The 18,871-nt window shown below is 61.4% G+C and carries 17 protein-coding genes; 2 read left to right on the top strand and 15 right to left on the bottom strand.

Annotated elements, in window-relative coordinates; all coding sequences use genetic code 11:
* Nucleotides 1-3 precede the first annotated feature (3 nt).
* The 15 genes from NMB39_RS17775 to NMB39_RS17845 all read right to left on the bottom strand — a co-directional run bounded on the left by NMB39_RS17775 (nucleotide 4) and on the right by NMB39_RS17845 (nucleotide 16,001).
* Nucleotides 4-321 (bottom strand): STAS domain-containing protein, encoded by a 318-nt coding sequence (locus NMB39_RS17775; RefSeq protein ID WP_057025413.1) that lies wholly within the window; start codon nucleotides 319-321, stop codon nucleotides 4-6.
* Nucleotides 322-354: 33 nt separating this feature from the next.
* On the bottom strand, nucleotides 355-723 hold the full coding sequence (locus tag NMB39_RS17780; protein WP_010563050.1) for a response regulator: 369 nt from the start codon (nucleotides 721-723) through the stop codon (nucleotides 355-357).
* A gap of 13 nt (nucleotides 724-736) precedes the next feature.
* Complete coding sequence (locus tag NMB39_RS17785) at nucleotides 737-1,921, bottom strand: methyl-accepting chemotaxis protein (RefSeq protein ID WP_332873507.1); 1,185 nt, start codon at nucleotides 1,919-1,921, stop codon at nucleotides 737-739.
* Between the two features lie 163 nt (nucleotides 1,922-2,084).
* A complete protein-coding gene (locus NMB39_RS17790; RefSeq protein WP_046072083.1) occupies nucleotides 2,085-2,714 on the bottom strand; it encodes a response regulator in 630 nt (209 codons plus the stop codon).
* Nucleotides 2,714-5,626 carry a PAS domain-containing sensor histidine kinase gene (locus NMB39_RS17795; protein ID WP_494340338.1) on the bottom strand — a complete coding sequence of 971 codons (2,913 nt, stop codon included), beginning with the start codon at nucleotides 5,624-5,626 and terminating at the stop codon, nucleotides 2,714-2,716. Before NMB39_RS17795 ends, NMB39_RS17790 begins: the two co-directional genes overlap by 1 nt.
* Nucleotides 5,627-5,829: 203 nt before the next feature.
* A complete protein-coding gene (locus NMB39_RS17800; protein ID WP_057025415.1) occupies nucleotides 5,830-6,909 on the bottom strand; it encodes a protein-glutamate methylesterase/protein-glutamine glutaminase in 1,080 nt (359 codons plus the stop codon).
* Nucleotides 6,872-7,405, bottom strand: a complete 534-nt coding sequence (gene cheD, locus NMB39_RS17805) for a chemoreceptor glutamine deamidase CheD (RefSeq protein WP_057025416.1) — start codon at nucleotides 7,403-7,405, stop codon at nucleotides 6,872-6,874. The genes NMB39_RS17800 and cheD overlap by 38 nt, the downstream gene beginning before the upstream one ends.
* Nucleotides 7,402-8,211 carry a CheR family methyltransferase gene (locus NMB39_RS17810; RefSeq protein ID WP_057025417.1) on the bottom strand — a complete coding sequence of 270 codons (810 nt, stop codon included), beginning with the start codon at nucleotides 8,209-8,211 and terminating at the stop codon, nucleotides 7,402-7,404. Before NMB39_RS17810 ends, cheD begins: the two co-directional genes overlap by 4 nt.
* A 9-nt stretch (nucleotides 8,212-8,220) precedes the next feature.
* Entirely contained in the window at nucleotides 8,221-8,760 is a 540-nt protein-coding gene (locus NMB39_RS17815; RefSeq protein ID WP_494340337.1) for a chemotaxis protein CheW, read from the bottom strand.
* A gap of 35 nt (nucleotides 8,761-8,795) precedes the next feature.
* On the bottom strand, nucleotides 8,796-10,454 hold the full coding sequence (locus NMB39_RS17820) for a methyl-accepting chemotaxis protein (protein WP_494340336.1): 1,659 nt from the start codon (nucleotides 10,452-10,454) through the stop codon (nucleotides 8,796-8,798).
* 29 nt (nucleotides 10,455-10,483) lie between these two features.
* On the bottom strand, nucleotides 10,484-12,523 hold the full coding sequence (locus tag NMB39_RS17825; RefSeq protein WP_494340335.1) for a chemotaxis protein CheA: 2,040 nt from the start codon (nucleotides 12,521-12,523) through the stop codon (nucleotides 10,484-10,486).
* A gap of 42 nt (nucleotides 12,524-12,565) precedes the next feature.
* Nucleotides 12,566-12,853, bottom strand: coding sequence for an STAS domain-containing protein (locus NMB39_RS17830; RefSeq protein WP_057025421.1), 288 nt, complete (start codon nucleotides 12,851-12,853; stop codon nucleotides 12,566-12,568).
* A 24-nt stretch (nucleotides 12,854-12,877) separates the two neighbouring features.
* Complete coding sequence (locus NMB39_RS17835) at nucleotides 12,878-13,246, bottom strand: response regulator (protein WP_010446480.1); 369 nt, start codon at nucleotides 13,244-13,246, stop codon at nucleotides 12,878-12,880.
* A gap of 9 nt (nucleotides 13,247-13,255) precedes the next feature.
* Entirely contained in the window at nucleotides 13,256-14,470 is a 1,215-nt protein-coding gene (locus NMB39_RS17840) for a methyl-accepting chemotaxis protein (RefSeq protein ID WP_494343360.1), read from the bottom strand.
* A gap of 625 nt (nucleotides 14,471-15,095) precedes the next feature.
* Nucleotides 15,096-16,001, bottom strand: coding sequence for a LysR family transcriptional regulator (locus NMB39_RS17845; RefSeq protein ID WP_046072074.1), 906 nt, complete (start codon nucleotides 15,999-16,001; stop codon nucleotides 15,096-15,098).
* Between the two features lie 118 nt (nucleotides 16,002-16,119).
* Between NMB39_RS17845 and NMB39_RS17850 the strand changes: the two genes are divergently transcribed.
* Both NMB39_RS17850 and NMB39_RS17855 read left to right on the top strand, forming a co-directional pair.
* Nucleotides 16,120-17,508, top strand: a complete 1,389-nt coding sequence (locus NMB39_RS17850; protein WP_494340334.1) for an MFS transporter — start codon at nucleotides 16,120-16,122, stop codon at nucleotides 17,506-17,508.
* Nucleotides 17,505-18,779, top strand: coding sequence for a glucarate dehydratase family protein (locus NMB39_RS17855; protein ID WP_494340333.1), 1,275 nt, complete (start codon nucleotides 17,505-17,507; stop codon nucleotides 18,777-18,779). Before NMB39_RS17850 ends, NMB39_RS17855 begins: the two co-directional genes overlap by 4 nt.
* The last annotated feature ends 92 nt before the right edge of the window (nucleotides 18,780-18,871 follow it).

The raw sequence follows: 18,871 nt of genomic DNA on the forward strand, positions 1-18,871 counted from the left end.
GGGTCACGCTCCAACCGATACAGTGAAAGAGGGGTTGGCGAAGTAGTCGTCAAGGCCACTGAGCCGCAGGGCTTCGAGTACCGTCGCACTGGGGTTGCTCAGCACCAGCTGCGTGCCGTCCTTGAACGATTCGCGCTTGATCAGAATCAACAGTTGCAAACCGGCGCTGTCCAGTTCGTCGACATTGGACAGGTCCAGCTCGACCTCATGGGCCAAGGGAAACAACGACAACAACACGTCTTTTTGCTCGCTGGCCGTGTAGATCGTCAGGGGGCCTTCCATGACCTGGATTCGACGCAGCATCGGCACGGTGCTTTTCATGCAAACCTCCTGGCCAGCGCTCGCTGGTCATCGCTATGGCAGGATCAACTTGGAGACGGCGGTGAGCATTTGCGCAGGCTGGAAAGGCTTGACCATCCACGCCTTGGCGCCGCTGGCCTGGCCTTGCTGTTTCATCGCATCACTGGCCTCGGTCGTCAGCATGATGACCGGGGTGAACTTGTAGGCCGGCAACAGCTTGGCGGCCTTGACGAAGCTCAAGCCGTCCATGTTGGGCATGTTCACGTCACTGACAATCAAGTGGATTTTGCGACCGTCCAGCTTGCTCAACGCATCACGTCCATCACAGCCTTCGATCACGTCGTAACCCGCCCCCTTGAGGGTGATGCTCACCACCTGCCGGATGGAGGCCGAGTCGTCGACGATCAGAATGGTTTTGCTCATCGGAAAAACTCCTCTAGAAAAAGGTGATTTCGCTGGCTTGCGCCTTGGCGTGCACTTTGCCGCCGTGAATGGCGTGCTGCTCCGGCATGGTGTAGCCCGTTGCAAGCGCCTGCAGCCACTGGTCACCGCGCATCGGCATCAAAGCGCCACCGCTGAGGCTCGCCGCCTGGCGCTCGCCTAACTGTTGCTGCAACTTGCCCAGGTCGCCGGTAATCAGCGTCAACATCTGGCTGACGCGATCCTGGAACTGCAGGGCGACCAGCACCTGGGCAATTTCGCCGGCGACGTTGGCGTTCTGTTGCTGCAGGTCATGGCTGTTGCCCACGATGCTTTGGGCGGTGCCGCGAAAATGTTCGATGACCTGCGACACCACACGCTCCGAATCCGCGAGGGTCAGGGTGTCTTGTTCGGCGTGGTGACGGGACATTTGCACCGTACGGGCAATGGCCGCGTTGACGGTGTTGACGGTTTCACTGATCTTGCGCCCGGTCTCGCCGGACATGCTCGAGAGTTTGCGCACTTCATCGGCCACTACCGCGAAACCTCGCCCGGCCTCGCCGGCACGCGCTGCTTCGATGGCAGCGTTGAGCGCCAGCAGGTTGGTTTGACTGGCAATGTCTCCGACAAACTTGGCCATCTGCTGCAGCTGCTCAGTGAACCCGGACAGTTGCAGGACTTCCTTGAGTTCGTTCTCTTTATTGGACAGCGCAGCACGCAGCGCTACCACGATGGAGTTGAGGTCACGCTGGCCAACCTCCAGCAAGTCGACCAGTTGCAGGGAAGCGTCTTGCGCCCCCTGGCTGGACACGCTGTGGCTGATGTCTGATGACAGCGTACTGAAGCGTTCGCTGAGCTTGAGGATCGAGGTTTCGCTGATCTCACGCGCCGCTTCGATCTGCCTGGACCAGATGGGCAAGACGTGGACGCAGACGTCTGCCAGGCCGTTATCGACAGCCACCACCGTCGCGGCAATTGCCGGATGGTCAAGCTGCTGGCACAGGCGTTTGCAGTGTGCCTGGTGACGCCGGTGCGCCAGGCAACCCAAGCCTGTGCACAGCGCCAACAGCGCAACTCCCGCTATCAAGGCCCAGGCACTGAAACCACCGCTGTAGGCGAGCGCACTGCCGCCAAGCAGGCCGGCAATGATCACCGGAACCAGGGTCAAGGCAACTGAAGGGGTTGGGGCCTGTTCACTCACGGTGTGTCTCCCAGTCGAAGCCTGTCATCGCCGGTGAATCGGCAGTTCGACGGCCTGGGAGCAATAATGGCCCTATGATGGCAACGCAACCATCAGAGCATCCCTATTCTGGGGTAGGGATAACGGGAAACCGGTTAGGAAAATCCCTACATGAGCGCGCGGATCACGAGATGCCCAAGGTCATGGCAAAGCGCACAATATCTGCCGTGGAGCTGAACCCCATCTTTTCCATCAAGCGCGTCTTGTGGGTGCTGACGGTCTTGTTGCTGATGACCAACTGTTCGGCAATCTGGTTGACGCTCAGGCCGTGCGCCAGCAAGCGCAGAATCTGGAACTCTCGATCAGACAAGCTTTCGACGTAGGTCTGCTGCTTCAAACCGCTGCTTTGCAGCGCAATCTGCTCAGCCAGGCCCGGGTCCAAGTAACGTTGCCCACTGACCACCCGCCGCATGGCAGCCAGCAAAGTCTCTGGGTCGCGGTCCTTGGTGACGTACCCGAGCGCTCCAGCACGTAATGCGCGTTGGGCAATGTGGATTTCGTTATGCATGCTCAACACCAGGATCGGTAGACTCGGGTACTGGGCGTGCAAACGGGCGATCAGGATCTCGCCGCTGATACCCGGCATGTTCATGTCCAGCAGCAACAGGTCGATCTCGACCTGGCGCAACAGTTCGATCAGCTGTGTTCCACTCTCGGCTTCGGCCACAACTTGCACATCGGCCACCAGGCTAAACAGCTGCTTGAGCCCTTCGCGCATGATGGTGTGGTCATCGGCGATCAGCATGCGAATCATCAATACGTATCCTTGTGCATCGGAATAAATGCCTGGACCGTGGTGCCCTGCCCGGGATGACTGAAAATAATGACTTTGCCGCCCAGCATCAGGCCGCGCTCACGCATGCCCGCCAGGCCCAGGGTCTGGCGCGTGAGCGCCTCCGGCTCGAAACCCTTGCCGTTGTCCTGCACCTCCAGCAGCCAATGGGTTTCCTGCGGGGTCAGGGTGACGCTGACCTGTGTCGCTTCGGCGTATCGGGCAATGTTGGTCAGCGACTCCTGAACGATGCGAAACGCGGCGGTAATGTGCGTATCAGGGAGGACCAGGGGAATCGAAGGCAAGTGCAGCACGCACGGAACCAGGGTCAAGGTGGCGAATTCGGTGGTCAGCCATTCCAGCCCCGATACCAGCCCCAGGTTCAAGGCGGACGGTCGCAGGCTGGTGGAAACATTGCGCACCACCTGAATCGTCTTGTCGGTCAGCGCCAGCAAGCGTTCCACCTGAGGCGCGAGTTCCGGCGTGGTGGCGCCGAACTGAAACCGCAATAACGAGATCCCCATGCGCAATGCGGTAAGGTGCTGGCCCAATTCGTCGTGGACCTCCCTGGCAATCAGTTTGCGCTCCTCTTCCCGGGCGGTTTCGCGGCGGGTCGACAGATCGCGCAACTGCGCGTTGGAATTGGCCAGGCGCCGCTCCGCCGCACGCAGCGTGGAAATATCGCGCCCTACCGCCAGTACGCTGACCACTCGCTCGCCATCCAGCTCCGGAACAAAGTGGATCAGCACCACTTTGGGGGCCGTCTTCAAGATTGAGAGTCGAAACTCTTGCTCGGTTGCCTTGTTTTCACGAATCACCTGGGCAACCAATTCACGAAACAGCTGGGACTGGTTATTCAGGGGGGCCAACGCATCCATAGGCATGCCGATCAGCTTCGGCCAGGCGTCGCCTACCCAGGTCTTTAACCGCGCATTGACGTAGAGCACGTCACCTTGGGCACTCAACCGGGCGACAGCGTCCGGACTGTTTTCTACCAGTGTGTTGATGTCGTGCTGGCGCTCCAGTTCTTTGTGTCGGGCGCGGGTCAGCAAGGTGGTATCGCGACCGATCACCAGTATGCGCGAGCCCGTGCGCCCGGAATCGGCCACCGGTACCAGGGTGAAATGCAGGTTACGAACTTCGTTGAGCAGCAGCATGCTCTCATCTGACTCAACCGTGCGACCGGCAACCCTGCACTGCTCGCAAAGCCCCTGGAGCTTCTGCGCGCCCAACCGGCCGAATATCGACACCAGCATCGCGCCGATCAGCACCTCATGGGCTTTGCCCAGCGCGCGTGACAACGCCGGGTTGGCTTCGACACAAGACACATCGCCGGCCGGTGTCACCTCCAACAGCAGAAGCATGTCCAGGTTATGGTCGAAAATATCCCGGTAACGGCGCTCACGCTCGCGCAGTAACGACTCCGATTGCCAACGTTCAATCGCGATCGCGGCAATGTGGCAGGTTTGCCGTACAGGCTGAATATCACTCTCGTGCGTCACCGAACCGGGCAACCGGGACAATTCGAAAGCCCCCAGGCGTTGCCCTTGTTTGTCCATGATCGGTTCGGACCAGCATGAGTTGTCTGCAAGCGTAGAAGCAGACGCCCGATATTTCGCCAGGCCAGTGCCGAGCGGTTCTACCAGCTGTACGCGGCAGGACCAATGGGGCAAGGCCAATTGCAGATACCCCACGAGCAGTGCCAGCGTTTCTTCAAGGGAGGCACCCGTCGCCATTTTTTCGAAGATGCCCAAACGCGCATCTTCCAGCAGCTGGTGCCTGCGCAGTTCGGTAATGTCGTGGGCCAACGAGAGCACACCGACCACTTCGCCAGTGTTGCTGCGTTCGGCCATCAGGCTGACCGCACAACTCACGTAACCGAGACCGTTGGCGACGCTCCAGCTGTCGACGAATTGCGCGGTCTCGCCCGTTGCCACCACACGGCGCAACTGATTGAGGTAGTCACTGGCTTCCTCATCCGGGCTGACGCCTATCGCCGCGTCACACGTCTTGCCAGTCAAGCGCAGATAGGCCGGGTTGACGTAGGTGCGTAACAGGTCGCGGTCGTAACGGACAATGATATTGGGGGAGTTTTCCGCCAGGGTGAGAAACTTGAGCTCGCTGCCCATCAATGTTTCGCGCAGCTGCCAATTCTCGGTGATGTCTTCCAGTTGCGACACGAAACAGGTCGGTTGCCCCTGGTCGTCACGCACCAGGCCCACGGTCAAGCGCACCCACACAACGTGCCCGTCGCGATGAATATAGCGCTTGTGCAATGTCGCTCCCGCCCTTTCACCGCCCTTCAACTCTTCGATCAGCTGTTTGCCGACCTGCATGTCGTCGGGGTGGGTCAGCGCCATGAACGTGGTGTGTTGCAACTGCGCTTCGCTGTAGCCCAGCATCGTGCAGATGACACCATTGGCCCGCAGCCAACGCCCCTCCAACGACACCAGCGCCAAGCCGGTGCCGGAGGCGTCGAAAATCGACCTGAGCGGGATCTGCGCATAACTTTCGACCGCGGGTGGCGGCGCCGATGAAGCCTGGCGCGCAATCACTTCAACGATAAAATAAGCGTCGCGCCACAGCGTCAGGGAAACATCCAGCAAGCCCTGCCCCGCGCCCACCACCGCAAAAAATGCGCGCTTATTTGCCCCCGCTTTCTCCAGGGCGAGGTAAAAAAGCCAATGGTCCTCGGCACGCAGGAGTGAGACAAACTCGCAGCCGACGGCAGGAGAAAACCCATCTTCAACCAGCAGGCTTGAGAACGCAGGGTTGCCCATCACCACCCGTGCCGCTCGATCCAACGCCGCAACCGCACCTGAAAGGCAGCCGAGCACACTCTCCAGGGTGCGCGCCTTTTCATCGTCAGCCATAACCTGTGCGTGGCGATTCATGTTCCCTATACCTCGGATGTGCAAAACACTTGGCAATAGCGGGATGGGTTTCAAGACAGTTAAACGTCTTGAAAACCTTAAGCAGCGCATAGAATCGAAAGGCTTATCGCCCACACAAGTACCCTTGAGTACGTCAGGCCATGCAGTCAGCCGCCCTAATTACACCCTGCACGCGCTCAACTTATTGACCCAGATCAATAAGTTCACTTATGCAAAATCGCCCGATGAATATCTTCCAGCGCCATGACCCGCTGGGCAGCGTTGAGCTTGATCGCTTCCTTGGGCATGCCGAACACCACGCAACTGGCCTCGTCCTGGGCCACCGTGGCGGCACCGGCCTCGAGCATCTCCTTGAGCCCGCGCGCGCCGTCGTCGCCCATGCCGGTCATGATGATGCCCGTGGCGTTCTTGCCGGCGAACTTGGCCACCGAACGAAACAGCACGTCCACTGACGGCCGGTGCCGGTTGACCAGCGGGCCATCGATAACCTGGGCGTGGTAATAGGCACCGCTGCGGGTGACCATCAGGTGCTTGCCGCCAGGGGCGATAAGGGCCAGGCCAGGCAGGATGCGGTCATTGTTGCGTGCTTCGCGCACCTCGATCTCGCAGACGCTGTTGAGACGCTCGGCAAACGAGGCGGTGAATTTTTCCGGCATGTGCTGCACGATCACCATGCCCGGGCACACCCGCGGCAGCGCCGTCAGCACCGCCTCCAAGGCTTGGGTACCGCCGGTGGAGGTGCCGATGGCGACGATACGTTCGGTGGTCTGCGCCATGGCATGGCCGTTGGCGGCGGGCAGGATCGCATCCGCACTGAGCTTGCTGGCCGGGGCCAATGGCGACGGGCTGACGCTGCGCTTGCCCAGGTTCCTGACGTTGGAGTTCGCCGCGGCACGGATCGCTGTCACCAATTCGGCCGCCGATTCGATCAGGAAGTTCTTCAAGCCGGTGGTCGGCTTGGTGATGATTTCCACGGCGCCCGCTGCCAGCGCCTGCAGGGAGGTTTCCGCGCCTTTCTGGGTCAGCGACGAGCAGATCACCACCGGCGTAGGCCGTTCGCTCATGATTTTCTTGAGAAAGGTGATGCCGTCCATGCGCGGCATTTCCACGTCCAGCACGATCACATCCGGCCATTCCCGGGTGAGTTTGTCCATGGCGAAAATCGGGTCGGAGGCGGCACCCATGACGTGGATATCCGGCGTGTCGGCGAGAATCGCCAGCAGTACCTGGCGCACCACGGCCGAGTCATCGACCAGCAGCACACTGATTTTTTTGGTAGGCATCTTGTTGAAGTGTTCCCATTGGTTGGTGCCGGACCCAGACGTTGCCGTTCCACAGGTCGAACATGACCGTGCGATAACCGGTACTGCCCATGTCCTGGGCCGTCAGGTGCAGGTGATAGCGCTCGGCGAGGGCCAGCGCTGCGCGAATATTCAGGCTGGCCACGTCCTGGGTCGGCAAGCGGCGCGGCTGATCGGGAAACATCTCGCCGCCGCCGAACAACTTGACCTGGTAATCCCGTGCATGGGTGCCATTGGCCTGGGCGTGGCGCAGCAACAGTTCCATGGCTTCGTCGCCATAGCGGCCATCCAGGGGCTGATGATCGCGCAGGCGTGCCGGCAGCATGAAGTGACACATGCCGCCGATCCGCCGTTGCGGGTGCCAAAAGGTGATCGCCACGCAGGAACCGAGCAAGGTGCGCAGGCGCGTCGGCCGCGTCGCAAAGCTGACCTGGCCAGGCGCTAAGACCACTTCGCTCGCATCGACTGGTTTTTTCATGGCTTGCGGTAAATCGACGGCGCCACCAGCTTCAAAGTGTCGTTTACACCGTTGAGGCTTTCCGAGTGGCTGATGATGAAATAACCGCCGGGCTTGAGCAGCGGCAGCAGACGCGCGACCACCTGGCTCTTGGTCTGCTGGTCGAAATAGATCATCACGTTGCGCAGGAAGATCACCTCGAACTCGCCCAAAGCCGGCAGCGCTTCGTTAAGGTTGACCTGGACAAAATTGACCCGGCTACGCAAGGCCTTGTCGATCAGGAAGGTGCCCTCCTGGCGGCCAGTGCCCTTGAGGCAGTACTTGGTCAGCAGCGGCTGGGGCAGCGTCCCGGCGCGCTCCATGGCGTAATGGCCGTTGCGCGCCTTGGCCAGCACCTGGATGCTGATGTCCGAGCCGATCACTTCCCAGGGGGTGGTGCCCAGGCTCTCGGCCAGGGTCATCGCCAGGCTGTAGGGTTCTTCGCCCGATGAACTGGCCGCGCTCCACACGCGAAAGACCTTGCCCGGCGCCGCCTTGGGCAGCACCTGCTGGCGCAGGAAGTCGAAGTGCTTGGGTTCGCGGAAAAAATAGGTTTCGTTGGTGGTGAGCAAATCCAGCGCAACCTGCAGCTCGCCCTTGCGCTGGTCACTCATGATCAGCTTGAAGTACTCACCATAGCTGTGCAGCTCATAGTGCTTGAGGCGCTTGAACAGGCGCCCGGCCACCAGGGCTTTCTTGGCCGGCGACAGGTTGATGCCGGCCGCGCGGTACAGCCAGCTCTGGAACTGGCCGAATTCACGATCGTCGATGGAGGCGGTTTCTGGCATGGTCGGCACTCAACGCGGATCGAGGTCGAGGGCCGGCGCTTGGCCACCCTCGGCGAGGCTGGACATCTCATCGATGGACAGCACCTTGTCCACCTCCAGCACGATCACGAACTTGCCGTCGACCTTGGCCATGCCACCGATGAAGTCGGCGCGAATTCGCGCCCCGAAGCTGGGTGGTGGCTCGATCTGCGCAGCCGGGATCTCCTGCACCGCCGACACGGTGTCGACCAGCAAGCCGATATCCTGTGGCCTGCCCTCTTCGGTACTCGCCTCGATGATGATCACGCAGGAGCGCCGGGTGATCGCCGAATTGGCCCGCCCAAAGCGCGCCGACAAGTCCACCACCGGCACCACCGCGCCGCGCAGATTGATCACCCCACGCACGAACGCCGGCATCATCGGCACCACAGTCAGGCTGCCGTATTCAATAATCTCCTTGATCCCCAGGATGGCGATGGCGAACATTTCGCCGCCAAGCATGAAGGTCAGGTATTGCGCATCCTCATCCACCGCAACCGCGGTATGCCGAGTCGTCATCACTGCGCCCATGTCACTCTCCTTGTAAGCCCGCATTGATCGTGGGATCAGAAGCGGGTGAATTCCGATTCGTCCGGGGCACTGGCCAGGCTGTAGGCGAAGGCCTTGCGCGGTGCCTGTGGTTTCGGCCGGGGCGGCTGACGGTTGGGCTTGCTGCCGGGGCTGTCGACGCTGTTGTCTTGAACCGCGGCCCTGGGGGTAGAATCCAGCACGAAGAAGCTCATGGCCTGTTGCAGTTGCTCGGCCTGGCTGCTCATCTCTTCGGCCGTGGCCGCCAGTTCCTCGCTGCTCGAGGCATTTTGCTGGGTCACCTGGTTGAGCTGGGTCATGGCCGTGTTGATCTGCCCGACACCCGCGGCCTGTTCTTCGGAGGCGGCGCTGATTTCCTGCACAAGGTCGGAGGTCTTGTTGATGGAGGGCACCATTTCGTCGAGCAGCTTGCCGGCCTTCTCAGCCATGTCCACGCTGCTGGAGGACAGCTCGCCGATTTCCTGGGCGGCGACCTGGCTGCGTTCGGCCAGCTTGCGCACTTCGGCGGCCACCACGGCGAAGCCCTTGCCATGCTCGCCGGCCCGAGCGGCCTCGATGGCGGCATTGAGGGCAAGCAGATTGGTCTGGTAGGCAATGTCATCGATGATGCTGATGCGCTGGGCGATTTTCTTCATCGCCACCACGGTCTGCTGTACCGATTCGCCGCCTTCGGTGGCCTCTTTGGCGGCCTTGCTGGCCATGCCATCGGTGACCTTGGCGTTTTCGGTGTTCTGGTTGATGCTGGCGCTCATTTGCTCCACCGAGGCACTGGTTTCCTCGACGCTGGCGGCCTGTTCACTGGTGGCCTGGCTCATCGATTGCGCGGTGGCACTGACCTGCTCGGAGGCGCTGGCGAGGTTATCGGCGGCGTTGCGCACTTCGCCGATGATATGCGCCAGCTTGCCGACCATATTGCGCATGGCGTTGAGCACCATGCCGGTTTCATCCTTGGCACCCGGTTCGATATGGGCGTTGAGGTTGCCTTCGGCCAATTGCTCGGCGGCGGTTGCGGCTTGGCGCAGTGGGCGGGAAATGATCCGGGCGATGAATACCGCCAGGCCCAGGCCGATCAGCAAGGCCGCGACCAGCACCGCGATGATCGACAGGCGTGCGTTTTCGTACAGCGCCGAGCCCTTGTCACCCGCAACCGTCGCGCCGGCGTCATTGAGTTCGACCATTTTCTGCAGGCGGCTGGTCACCTCATCGAAATGCCCCTTGGACTCCCCTCTGAGCAAACCGCGTGCCTGGACTTCCTGGTTCTGCCGGGAAAATTCGAGCAATTGCTTGCTGCTTGCCAGGTACGCTTCCCATGCGCTTTTTACGCTGGCCAGCAGCTGACGATCTTCATCGTTCGACAGCAACTGCTCATAGGTGCCCATGCGGGTTTCGAACTGTTGGCGCGCGTCGGCGGCTTCACGTTCGGCCTGGGCCTTTTCCTCGGCGATCTCAGTCGCGAGGTGGCGGTTTTCCTTCAAGCGATAGTTGGCGGCAAAAAAACGCATGCCTGCCGCTGCGCGCATGGAAGGCATCCAGTTGCCCTTGATGTCCTGGGCTGCCTGGTTGACAGCGCCGAGCTGGTGGATGGCGAAGCCACCCATGGCCGCGGTGAGCGCCAGGACCACCAGGAACGAGCTGATCAACTTGGTGGAAATCTTGAGATCGTAGAACCATTTCATCGGGGAACCTCCATGGAATTGCAAAGACATCAGCGAGCGACGACCGGCGGCGATTGAGGCGCCTGGGGCGTGCGGGCTTCCAGTTGTACGATTTGGTTGAGCAGTGCCGGTACATCCAGGATCAGGGCCACCGCGCCGCTGCCCAATATGGTCGAGCCGCTGATGCCGCGCAGTGCGCCGAACAGCTTGCCCAGCGGTTTGATCACGGTCTGGAACTCGCCGAGCAGGTCATCCACCACCAGCCCGGCCTTGTGTTCGGCATAGCGCACCACCACCACGTTCTGGCGCCGTGCAGCGGGCCCTTCGTGGCTGAAGTGTTCGCGCAGGTCCACCAGCGGCAACACCTCGCCACGCAGGTCCAGATAGCCGTCGTCGCGGCTGGACTGGCGCTGGCGTTCATCCAGCTCGATGCATTCCTGGACCATATCCAGGGGAATCACATAGGTGGACTGGTCGATGGCGACCAGGAACCCATTGATGATCGCCAGGGTCAGCGGCAAGCGGATGCGCACCACGGTGCCTTCGCCGGGGCGGCTGTCCAGGTCAACGGTGCCGCGCAACAGGGTGATATTGCGCTTGACCACGTCCATGCCGACGCCGCGCCCGGACAGGTTGGTCACCGCCTCGGCGGTGGAGAACCCCGCTTCGAAGATCAGGTTATAAATCTCCTGGTCGGTCAACACCGCACCGCTGGCCACCAACCCGCGTTCCTGGGCTTTTTGCAGGATGCGCTCGCGGTTGAGCCCGGCGCCGTCATCGGCGATTTCAATGACGATGCTCCCTGAGTCATGGTAGGCATTGAGGCTCAGGTGGCCCTTGCCCGGCTTGCCGGCCGCCTGCCGCGCATCGGCGCTTTCGATACCGTGGTCCATGGCATTGCGCAGCAGGTGCATCAGTGGGTCGCCGATTTTCTCGACCACGGTCTTGTCCAGTTCGGTTTCCGCGCCACTGATGATCAGTTCGATGTCCTTGCCCAGTTCCTGGCTGATATCGCGCACCACTCGGCGAAAGCGGTTGAACGTGTCACCAATGGGGATCATGCGCAGGTGCAGGGCGCCATCGAGGATCTCCTCCACCAGCGCCGATACCGTCGAGGTCGCCTCTTGCAGGGGGTCGTTGTCACAGGAGCGGGCCAACAGGCTTGAGCCGGCACTGGCGATCACCAGTTCGCCGACCAGGTTGATCAGCTCGTCGAGCTTGTCGGCGTTGACCCGCACGTAATTGCCGTCACGGGGTTTCGTCTCGGTGGCTGGCGCAGAACGCTGCGGTGTCGCCGCCACGACGCCCTGCTCTGCCTGGGCGACCCGGTCGCCGGCAACGACCGCAGTGCTTTCAGGCGCTTCGTCGACGGCACGGATGTGCACCTCGCAATCGTCACGCACAAAGTCGAACACTTCGTTGAGAGTGGCGTGACTGGCCGTCGAACGCAGGCCGATTTCGAACCCCAGGTAGCAGCTTTCCGGGTCCCAGCGGTCTATGGGCGGGATGCTGTCGGTCAGGGTGGTGACCTGCAGCACCTGCCCCAGGGTCTCGAGGTAGCGCAAAAATGACAGCGGGTCCATGCCATTACGGAACACGTCCACGCCGAAGCGCAGGGAGATGTGCCAGAGCACTTCGACCGCCGTGTCGTCGGCCACCTCAGCGGTTTCGACGCTGGCAGTGACGGTTCGCATCGGCTGATAGGCACTCAGCGCCTCGCGCAACGCCTCACCGCGCTCCAGAACGGCAGGCGTCGGCGTCTCACCGCGGTTGGCGACCACTTCGACCAGTTCGAGCATGTGGTCGCCGCATTTGAGCAGCAGAGCGATCAATGCGGCGTCCACCGCCACATTGCCTTCGCGCAGGCGGTCAAGCACGTCTTCGACGATATGCGTGAACCCCACGATCGACGCCAGACCGAAAAGGCCCGCCGAACCCTTGATGGTGTGCGCGGCGCGGAAAATCGCGCCGATGGCGTCCTGGTCGCCGGGCTCGCTTTCCAATTGCAGCAGGGATTGCTCCATGGCCTGCAACAGCTCGCGTGCCTCAACGATGAATGTCTGCTGTGCCTGATCGAGATTGATGCTCACCTGGACTGTCCTTGTCGATCAAAAAAATATGGGAAGTGGCGACTACAAGCCTGCGCTACGGCACAGTTGCAGTGCGTGCATGACCGCCTGGCTTTGGCCGGTCACACTCAAGGCTGTACCGGCAACGCCCGCCTCACGCTGGACAACTGCAAGCAACTGCAAACCGGCGCCATCCATCTCCGTGACCTGTGACAGGTCCAGCTCCAGGCGAGGCGTGGCGCCCATCTGCGGCAGCAGCGCAGCCGCCAGTTCCGCCACGGTGTAGATCGTCAGCTCGCCGTCAATGCGCACGCAGGTGGTGCCGTCGAGTGTTTCAGTACTGATTGGCATGGCAGCCTCCCTGGCGCCGGATGATCAAGGCAGGATCAGCTTGGAAACGGCTGCGAGCATTTGCGCCGGCTGGAACGGCTTGACCACCCAGGCCTTGGCGCCGGCGGCCTGGCCCTCGGCCTTCTTCGATTCCTGGGACTCGGTGGTCAGCATGATGATCGGCGTGAACTTGTAATTGGCCAGCTTCTTGACCTCCTTGACGAAGGTGATGCCGTCCATGTTGGGCATGTTTACATCGCTGATGATCAGGTGGACTTTCTGCCCGGTGAGCTTGCTCAGGGCATCCTTGCCGTCGCTGGCCTCGATTACGTCGTAGCCGGCGCTTTTCAAGGCAATGCCGACCACTTGTCGCACGCTGCTGGAGTCGTCGACCACTAATACATTCTTCGCCATGGTGTACTCCTAAAAAAAGGTGATGTCTTGGGAATTCGGCTGCGCGGCTGCCACTCCGTGGTGCAGGCGCCGCTGTTCGTCGGTGGCATAGGTGGCTTCCATGCGCGCCAGCCACTGCCGGGCGTCGACGCCCACCGCCTGGTCCGGCGCCTGGCTGGCCTGCAGGAGGTGGTCGTGCAAGGCGTGCATGTTGTCGCGCACGTGGCTGAGGATCTGGCTGACGCGGTCCTGGAATTGCAGGCTGACCAGCACTTCGGTCATCTCATCGCGGATGCCGTAGCTTTCCTGCTTGAGCAGGTCGGCAGATTCGGCCAGGCGCCCGGTGATGTTCTGGAAGCGCTCGAGCACCTTTTGAATACTGTTTTCGGACTCGGCCACCGAATGGCTGTCCTCGGCGGCACTGCTGGACGCGGCCTGCACCAATTGCGTGATGGCGTTATTGATGATGTCGACCTTGGCCGACATCTGCTGGCCGGTTTCACTGGATTTGTTCGACAGGCTGCGCACCGCATCGGCCACCACCGCAAAGCCGCGCCCGGCCTCACCGGCACGCGCCGCCTCGATGGCAGCGTTGAGGGCCAGCAGGTTGGTTTGCGCGGCAATCGCCGCCACGTCGGCGGCCATGGCGCGCAGTTCCTTGGTATAGGCAGTGAGGCTGCGGACCTGGACCAGGGTCTGGTCACGGCTGGTCTGTGTGGCCTTGAGCGAATTGATCACCTGGCTCAGCTCGCTGTCGCTGCGCGCCAGTACCTCGAGCGCGCCGTCGGCCGACTGCCCATCCAGTTCGCCGGCAGCCTGCTGCGAGGCCTGTACCGTTTCCTGCAATCGCGCGGCGATCCCGGTGAAGCGGTTGGCCAGGCTCACAATCGCTTCTTCGGTCTGGTGCCGCGAGCTTTCCACCTGCTTGGCCCAGATCGGCATGGCGCCGAGCAGCACTTCATCGAGCTGTGCGCGGGAAGCCATGCCGTCATGCGCTGCGTCCATCGCCGACTGATCCACCTGCGCCCGCGCCGTCGCGTGCAGCACAACGTTGCGTTGCGAATGTGTGCTCCAGGCACAAGCCCCCAAGCCCGTCAGTACCAGTACCGCGCAGGCCAGCAGATTGGCCGAGGAAGCTGATTGCACCAGCAGCCACCCAATGGCAGGCACGACCGGTATAAGGGCAAACCAGCAAAAACGCGGATAACCAGGAAGGGAAATGCGGCCGGATTGACGCTGGGTCATGAGTTCGATCCTTGAACAGTGTTGCGGATATTAGGTGACATAGGGGATATCTGCCCAATACCTCGCAACTTTAGGATCCTGATGTGCCTTCCGTCTGTTTTATGACCATCAGGTGACGGATCCGGGTGCCTGGCAGCTTATAGCTATCTGACTGATGCACCGCGATCCAAATGTGGGAGGGGGCTTGCCCCCGATGGCGGCCTGACAGCCGACCAGAATGTTGGATCAGACCGACTACATATCCATTGTTTAGGTAACGGCCACTATTGGTTCCGCTCTTACAGCGGGTCACTTTGAAAAGCGCAAAGTAACCAAACGCTCTTGCCCCACCACTCGGCACCTCGCTTAGGCTCGGTGTGCCCGTAATCCGCCATGGATTTGGGGGGCCGCCGCCACGCGCCATCCATGGCGCGGGGCGGCTAAACCGGCATCCTTGCCGGTTTACCCCCCAAATCCCTGTCGAATTCCGGCCAGCGTGGTTTAACGGGGCGCCTGAGATCAAAAGCAGATCAAGATCAAGATCAAGAGCGGCTCGCTTCGCATCGTGGTTACTGACGGTCGCTACGTCAGAGTTGTGTAGATAACCATGCCCCAGGTTGCACGGCTTTCGCCAGGACCAGGCCCCTCACCCTCCTCCCCACCCTTCACGCACCGCGTGCCGAATCCCTTCCAGCAGCATCGCGAACGCCGGGTTGTCGTTGTTCTCGCGCCAGATCAGATGGAGCTCGCTTTGTACGCCTTCGCCCAGGTCGATATCGCGGAACACCACGTTCTTGAACACTACGCTGGTGGCGCAACGGGGCACCAGCGCCAGGCCCATGGCGGCGTTGACCAGGGCGAGGATGGTCAGGGACGAGCCGAGCCACTGCACATAATCCGGGGCGACGCGGGCAGAGCGCAGCATGCCGGTCAGCAGTTCGTTGAACGGCGGATAGGCGGCGTGGGAGTACATCAGGAACGGCTGGCCGTCGAGGTCCTTGACAGACACGGTTTTGGCATCAGCCAGTGGATGGGTGTTGGGGACGGCCAGCACAAAGGGCTCGCGGACCAGGCATTCGGTGGCGTAACCGGGTTCCAGCAACGGTGCGCGGGCAATGCCCAGGTCGATACGTCGAGCGCGCAAGGCCTCGTGCTGCTGGTAGGTGTTCATTTCCGACAGGTCGATTCGCACGTGGGGCTGGGTGATGCGTGTCTCGGCTATGACCTTGGGCAGGAACTCGTACACCGCGCTGCCGACGAAGCCGATATTCACCGAGCCGATATCGCCCTGGGCAAACCGCCGGGCGGTCACTGCGGCCTGCTGGGCGCGCTCGAGCAGGTTCTGCGCCTCGATGAAAAACGCCCGGCCGGCCGCGGTAAGGGCGACGTTGCGGGTGTTGCGGGTGAACAGCTCGACGCCCAAGTGATGCTCCAGCAACTGGATCTGCCGGCTCAGCGGTGGCTGGGTCATGTTCAGCCGTTCGGCGGCGCGGCGGAAATTCAGTTCAGTGGCGACGGTGGTGAAACAGCGCAGATGGCTCAGTTCGAACATTGATCTAATCCAGGTATCAATCGAATGCCAAGTTAGATTAGACGGGATCAATACCCGCGTCCATGATCGACCTACGTCACCAGCAATCCCCACAAAAACAACGATCGGGAGTCGCTCATTGAATACCCTGCAGAGTCCACCGGACCCGAACGTGCTTGCCCGGGCTGCCGCCAAGGTCAAGCGCCACGTCCTGCCGTTATTCGTGATCATGTTCATCGTCAACTACATCGACCGGGTCAATATCGGCTTTGTGCGCAGCCATATGGAAACCGACCTGGGCATCGGCGCTGCCGCCTATGGCCTGGGCGCCGGGCTGTTCTTCGTCGGTTATGCGATCTTCGAAGTGCCTTCCAATCTGCTGCTGCAACGCTACGGCGCCCGCGCCTGGCTGACGCGCATCATGTTCACCTGGGGCGCCGCCGCGATGGCCATGGCCTTCGTCCAGGGTGAAACCAGCTTCTATGTGCTGCGCTTTGTCCTCGGTGCCGCAGAAGCCGGCTTCTTTCCCGGCATCATTTACTACTTCACCCAATGGCTGCCCTCGACCGAACGCGGCAAGGCCATGGCGATTTTCCTCAGCGGCTCGGCCATCGCCTCGGTGATCTCCGGCCCGGTGTCCGGCGCGCTGCTGCACATCGATGGCTTGAACCTGCACGGCTGGCAGTGGATGTTCCTGGTCGAGGGCTTTGCGTCCATCGCCCTCTGCGGTTTTGTCTGGTTCTGGCTGCAATCCCACCCGCGGGAAGCCAAGTGGCTCAGCGAGGAAGAAAAAGCCGCGCTGATCGCCGCCATCGACCAGGAGCAGCGGGCCCGGGAAGCCGCGCAGACGGTCAAGCCCTCAATGTTCAAGTTGCTGGCCGACAAACAGATCGCGCTGTTCTGCTTCATCTACTTTTCCATTGCCCTGACTATCTACGGCGCCACGTTCTGGCTGCCGAGCATGATCAAGAAGATGGGCAATCTGGGTGATTTCCAGGTCGGGCTGTTCAATTCGATCCCATGGATCATTTCCATCGTCGCCATGTACGGCTTCGCTGCCATGGCCAGCAAATGGAAATACCAGCAGGCGTGGGTCGCGCTGACGCTGTTGATCGCCTCGTTCGGCATGTTCATGTCCACCTTCGGCGGGCCGGTTTTCGCCTTCGTCGCCATCTGTTTCGCCGCGATCGGCTTCAAGGCGGCCTCGGCGCTGTTCTGGCCAATCCCGCAAGGCTACCTGGATGCGCGCATCGCGGCAGCGGTGATCGCCCTGATCAACTCCATCGGTAACCTCGGCGGCTTCGTGGCCCCGACCACGTTCGGCTTGCTGGAGCAGACCACCGGGTCCATCGAGGGCGGGCTGTACGGTTTGGCCGGCGTTTCGCTGGTGGCTGCCGTGGTGATCTTTTTTGCCCGAACCGCGCCGCGTGGCGACGTTCCGAACGCGCCGTGCAAAGACACTGCGCCAAAGAAGCCGCCGATGAGTCACCCAGCCCTGAAAACTGATGCAACGGGAGCAGCCTCTTGAAAATCACTCGCGTCACCGTCACCCCCATCGCCTTCCGTGATCCGCCGTTGCTCAATGCCAGCGGCATTCACGAACCCTTTGCCCTGCGCTCGATCATCGAAATCGAAAGCGACACCGGCTACATCGGCCTCGGTGAAAGCTACGGCGACGCCCCGGCGCTGGCGATCCAGCAGCAGTTGCAAAGTCAGCTGATCGGCCTTGACCCGTTCAATCTCAATCAACTGCGCGCCATTGTCCAAGCCACGGTGGCGGCGAACAAACCGCCGACCCTGGCCGGCGCGGAACTGGCGCCCGGCTCCCACGCGAGCAAAGCGGTGAGCAATGCCTATTCGGCGTTCGAAGTGGCGTTCCTCGATCTGCAGGCGCACGCCCTGAACCTACCCTTGGTGGATCTGCTGGGCGGGGCGATACGCGATGAGATTCCGTTCAGCGCCTATTTGTTCTTCAAATATGCGCAACACGTGGACTCACCCTACAAGCCGGACAGCTGGGGCGAGGCGCTGAACGAAGAGCAGATCGTTGCCCAGGCGCGGCGGATGATCGAGGCCTATGGCTTCAAGAGCATCAAGCTCAAGGCCGGTACCTTGCCGCCGGAGCATGAAGTGGCGTGCATCAAGGCCTTGAAAAAGGCGTTTCCCGGCTATCCGCTGCGCATCGATCCGAACGGTAACTGGTCGCTGGAAACCTCGATCCGCATGGCCGAACTGCTCGGTGATGATCTGCAATATTACGAGGACCCGACACCGGGCCTGGAGGGCATGGCCCAGCTGCATAAACGCACCGGCCTGGCGCTGGCGACCAACATGGTGGTCACCGATTTCGAAGAATTGCGCCGCAGCGTGGCGCAGGACAGCGTGCAGATCGTCCTCGCCGATCATCACTACTGGGGTGGCCTGCGCGACACCCAAGTGCTGGCAAAAATGTGCGAGACCTTTGGCCTGGGGGTGTCCATGCACTCCAATTCGCACCTGGGTATCAGCCTGATGGCCATGGCCCACGTCGCCGCCTCGGTGCCCAACCTCGATTACGCCTGCGACACCCACTACCCCTGGCAGGAGCCGGACGAAGAAGTGATCAAGGGCGGCAAGGTACCGATTGTCGATGGCTGCGTGAAAATCACCCGGTCCCCGGGGCTGGGCCTGGAGCTGGACCACGATCAGCTCGGCAAGCTGCATGATCAATACCTGACCTGTGGCATTCGCCAGCGCGACGATGTGCGGCAGATGCAGCGTTATGACCCGGCGTGGAAGGCGGTCAAGCCGAGGTTTTGATCAGAGGAGTCTGATGAGCATGTAGCAACCTTTGGTCCGGGAGCGCCGCTGCGCTTGCCCGGACTTTTTTTGTCGGTTGATTGCTGTTCATA

Source organism: Pseudomonas sp. FBCC-B545, assembly GCF_059134095.1.

Excerpts from the sequence above, each read along its gene's own strand:
- NMB39_RS17775 (WP_057025413.1), bottom strand. The coding sequence starts at position 321 with ATGAAAAGCACCGTGCCGATGCTGCGTCGAATCCAGGTCATGGAAGGC.
- NMB39_RS17780 (WP_010563050.1), bottom strand. The coding sequence starts at position 723 with ATGAGCAAAACCATTCTGATCGTCGACGACTCGGCCTCCATCCGGCAG.
- NMB39_RS17790 (WP_046072083.1), bottom strand. The coding sequence starts at position 2,714 with ATGATTCGCATGCTGATCGCCGATGACCACACCATCATGCGCGAAGGG.
- NMB39_RS17795 (WP_494340338.1), bottom strand. The coding sequence starts at position 5,626 with ATGAATCGCCACGCACAGGTTATGGCTGACGATGAAAAGGCGCGCACC.
- NMB39_RS17800 (WP_057025415.1), bottom strand. The coding sequence starts at position 6,909 with ATGCCTACCAAAAAAATCAGTGTGCTGCTGGTCGATGACTCGGCCGTG.
- cheD (WP_057025416.1), bottom strand. The coding sequence starts at position 7,405 with ATGAAAAAACCAGTCGATGCGAGCGAAGTGGTCTTAGCGCCTGGCCAG.
- NMB39_RS17810 (WP_057025417.1), bottom strand. The coding sequence starts at position 8,211 with ATGCCAGAAACCGCCTCCATCGACGATCGTGAATTCGGCCAGTTCCAG.
- NMB39_RS17815 (WP_494340337.1), bottom strand. The coding sequence starts at position 8,760 with ATGGGCGCAGTGATGACGACTCGGCATACCGCGGTTGCGGTGGATGAG.
- NMB39_RS17820 (WP_494340336.1), bottom strand. The coding sequence starts at position 10,454 with ATGAAATGGTTCTACGATCTCAAGATTTCCACCAAGTTGATCAGCTCG.
- NMB39_RS17830 (WP_057025421.1), bottom strand. The coding sequence starts at position 12,853 with ATGCCAATCAGTACTGAAACACTCGACGGCACCACCTGCGTGCGCATT.
- NMB39_RS17835 (WP_010446480.1), bottom strand. The coding sequence starts at position 13,246 with ATGGCGAAGAATGTATTAGTGGTCGACGACTCCAGCAGCGTGCGACAA.
- NMB39_RS17840 (WP_494343360.1), bottom strand. The coding sequence starts at position 14,470 with ATGACCCAGCGTCAATCCGGCCGCATTTCCCTTCCTGGTTATCCGCGT.
- NMB39_RS17845 (WP_046072074.1), bottom strand. The coding sequence starts at position 16,001 with ATGTTCGAACTGAGCCATCTGCGCTGTTTCACCACCGTCGCCACTGAA.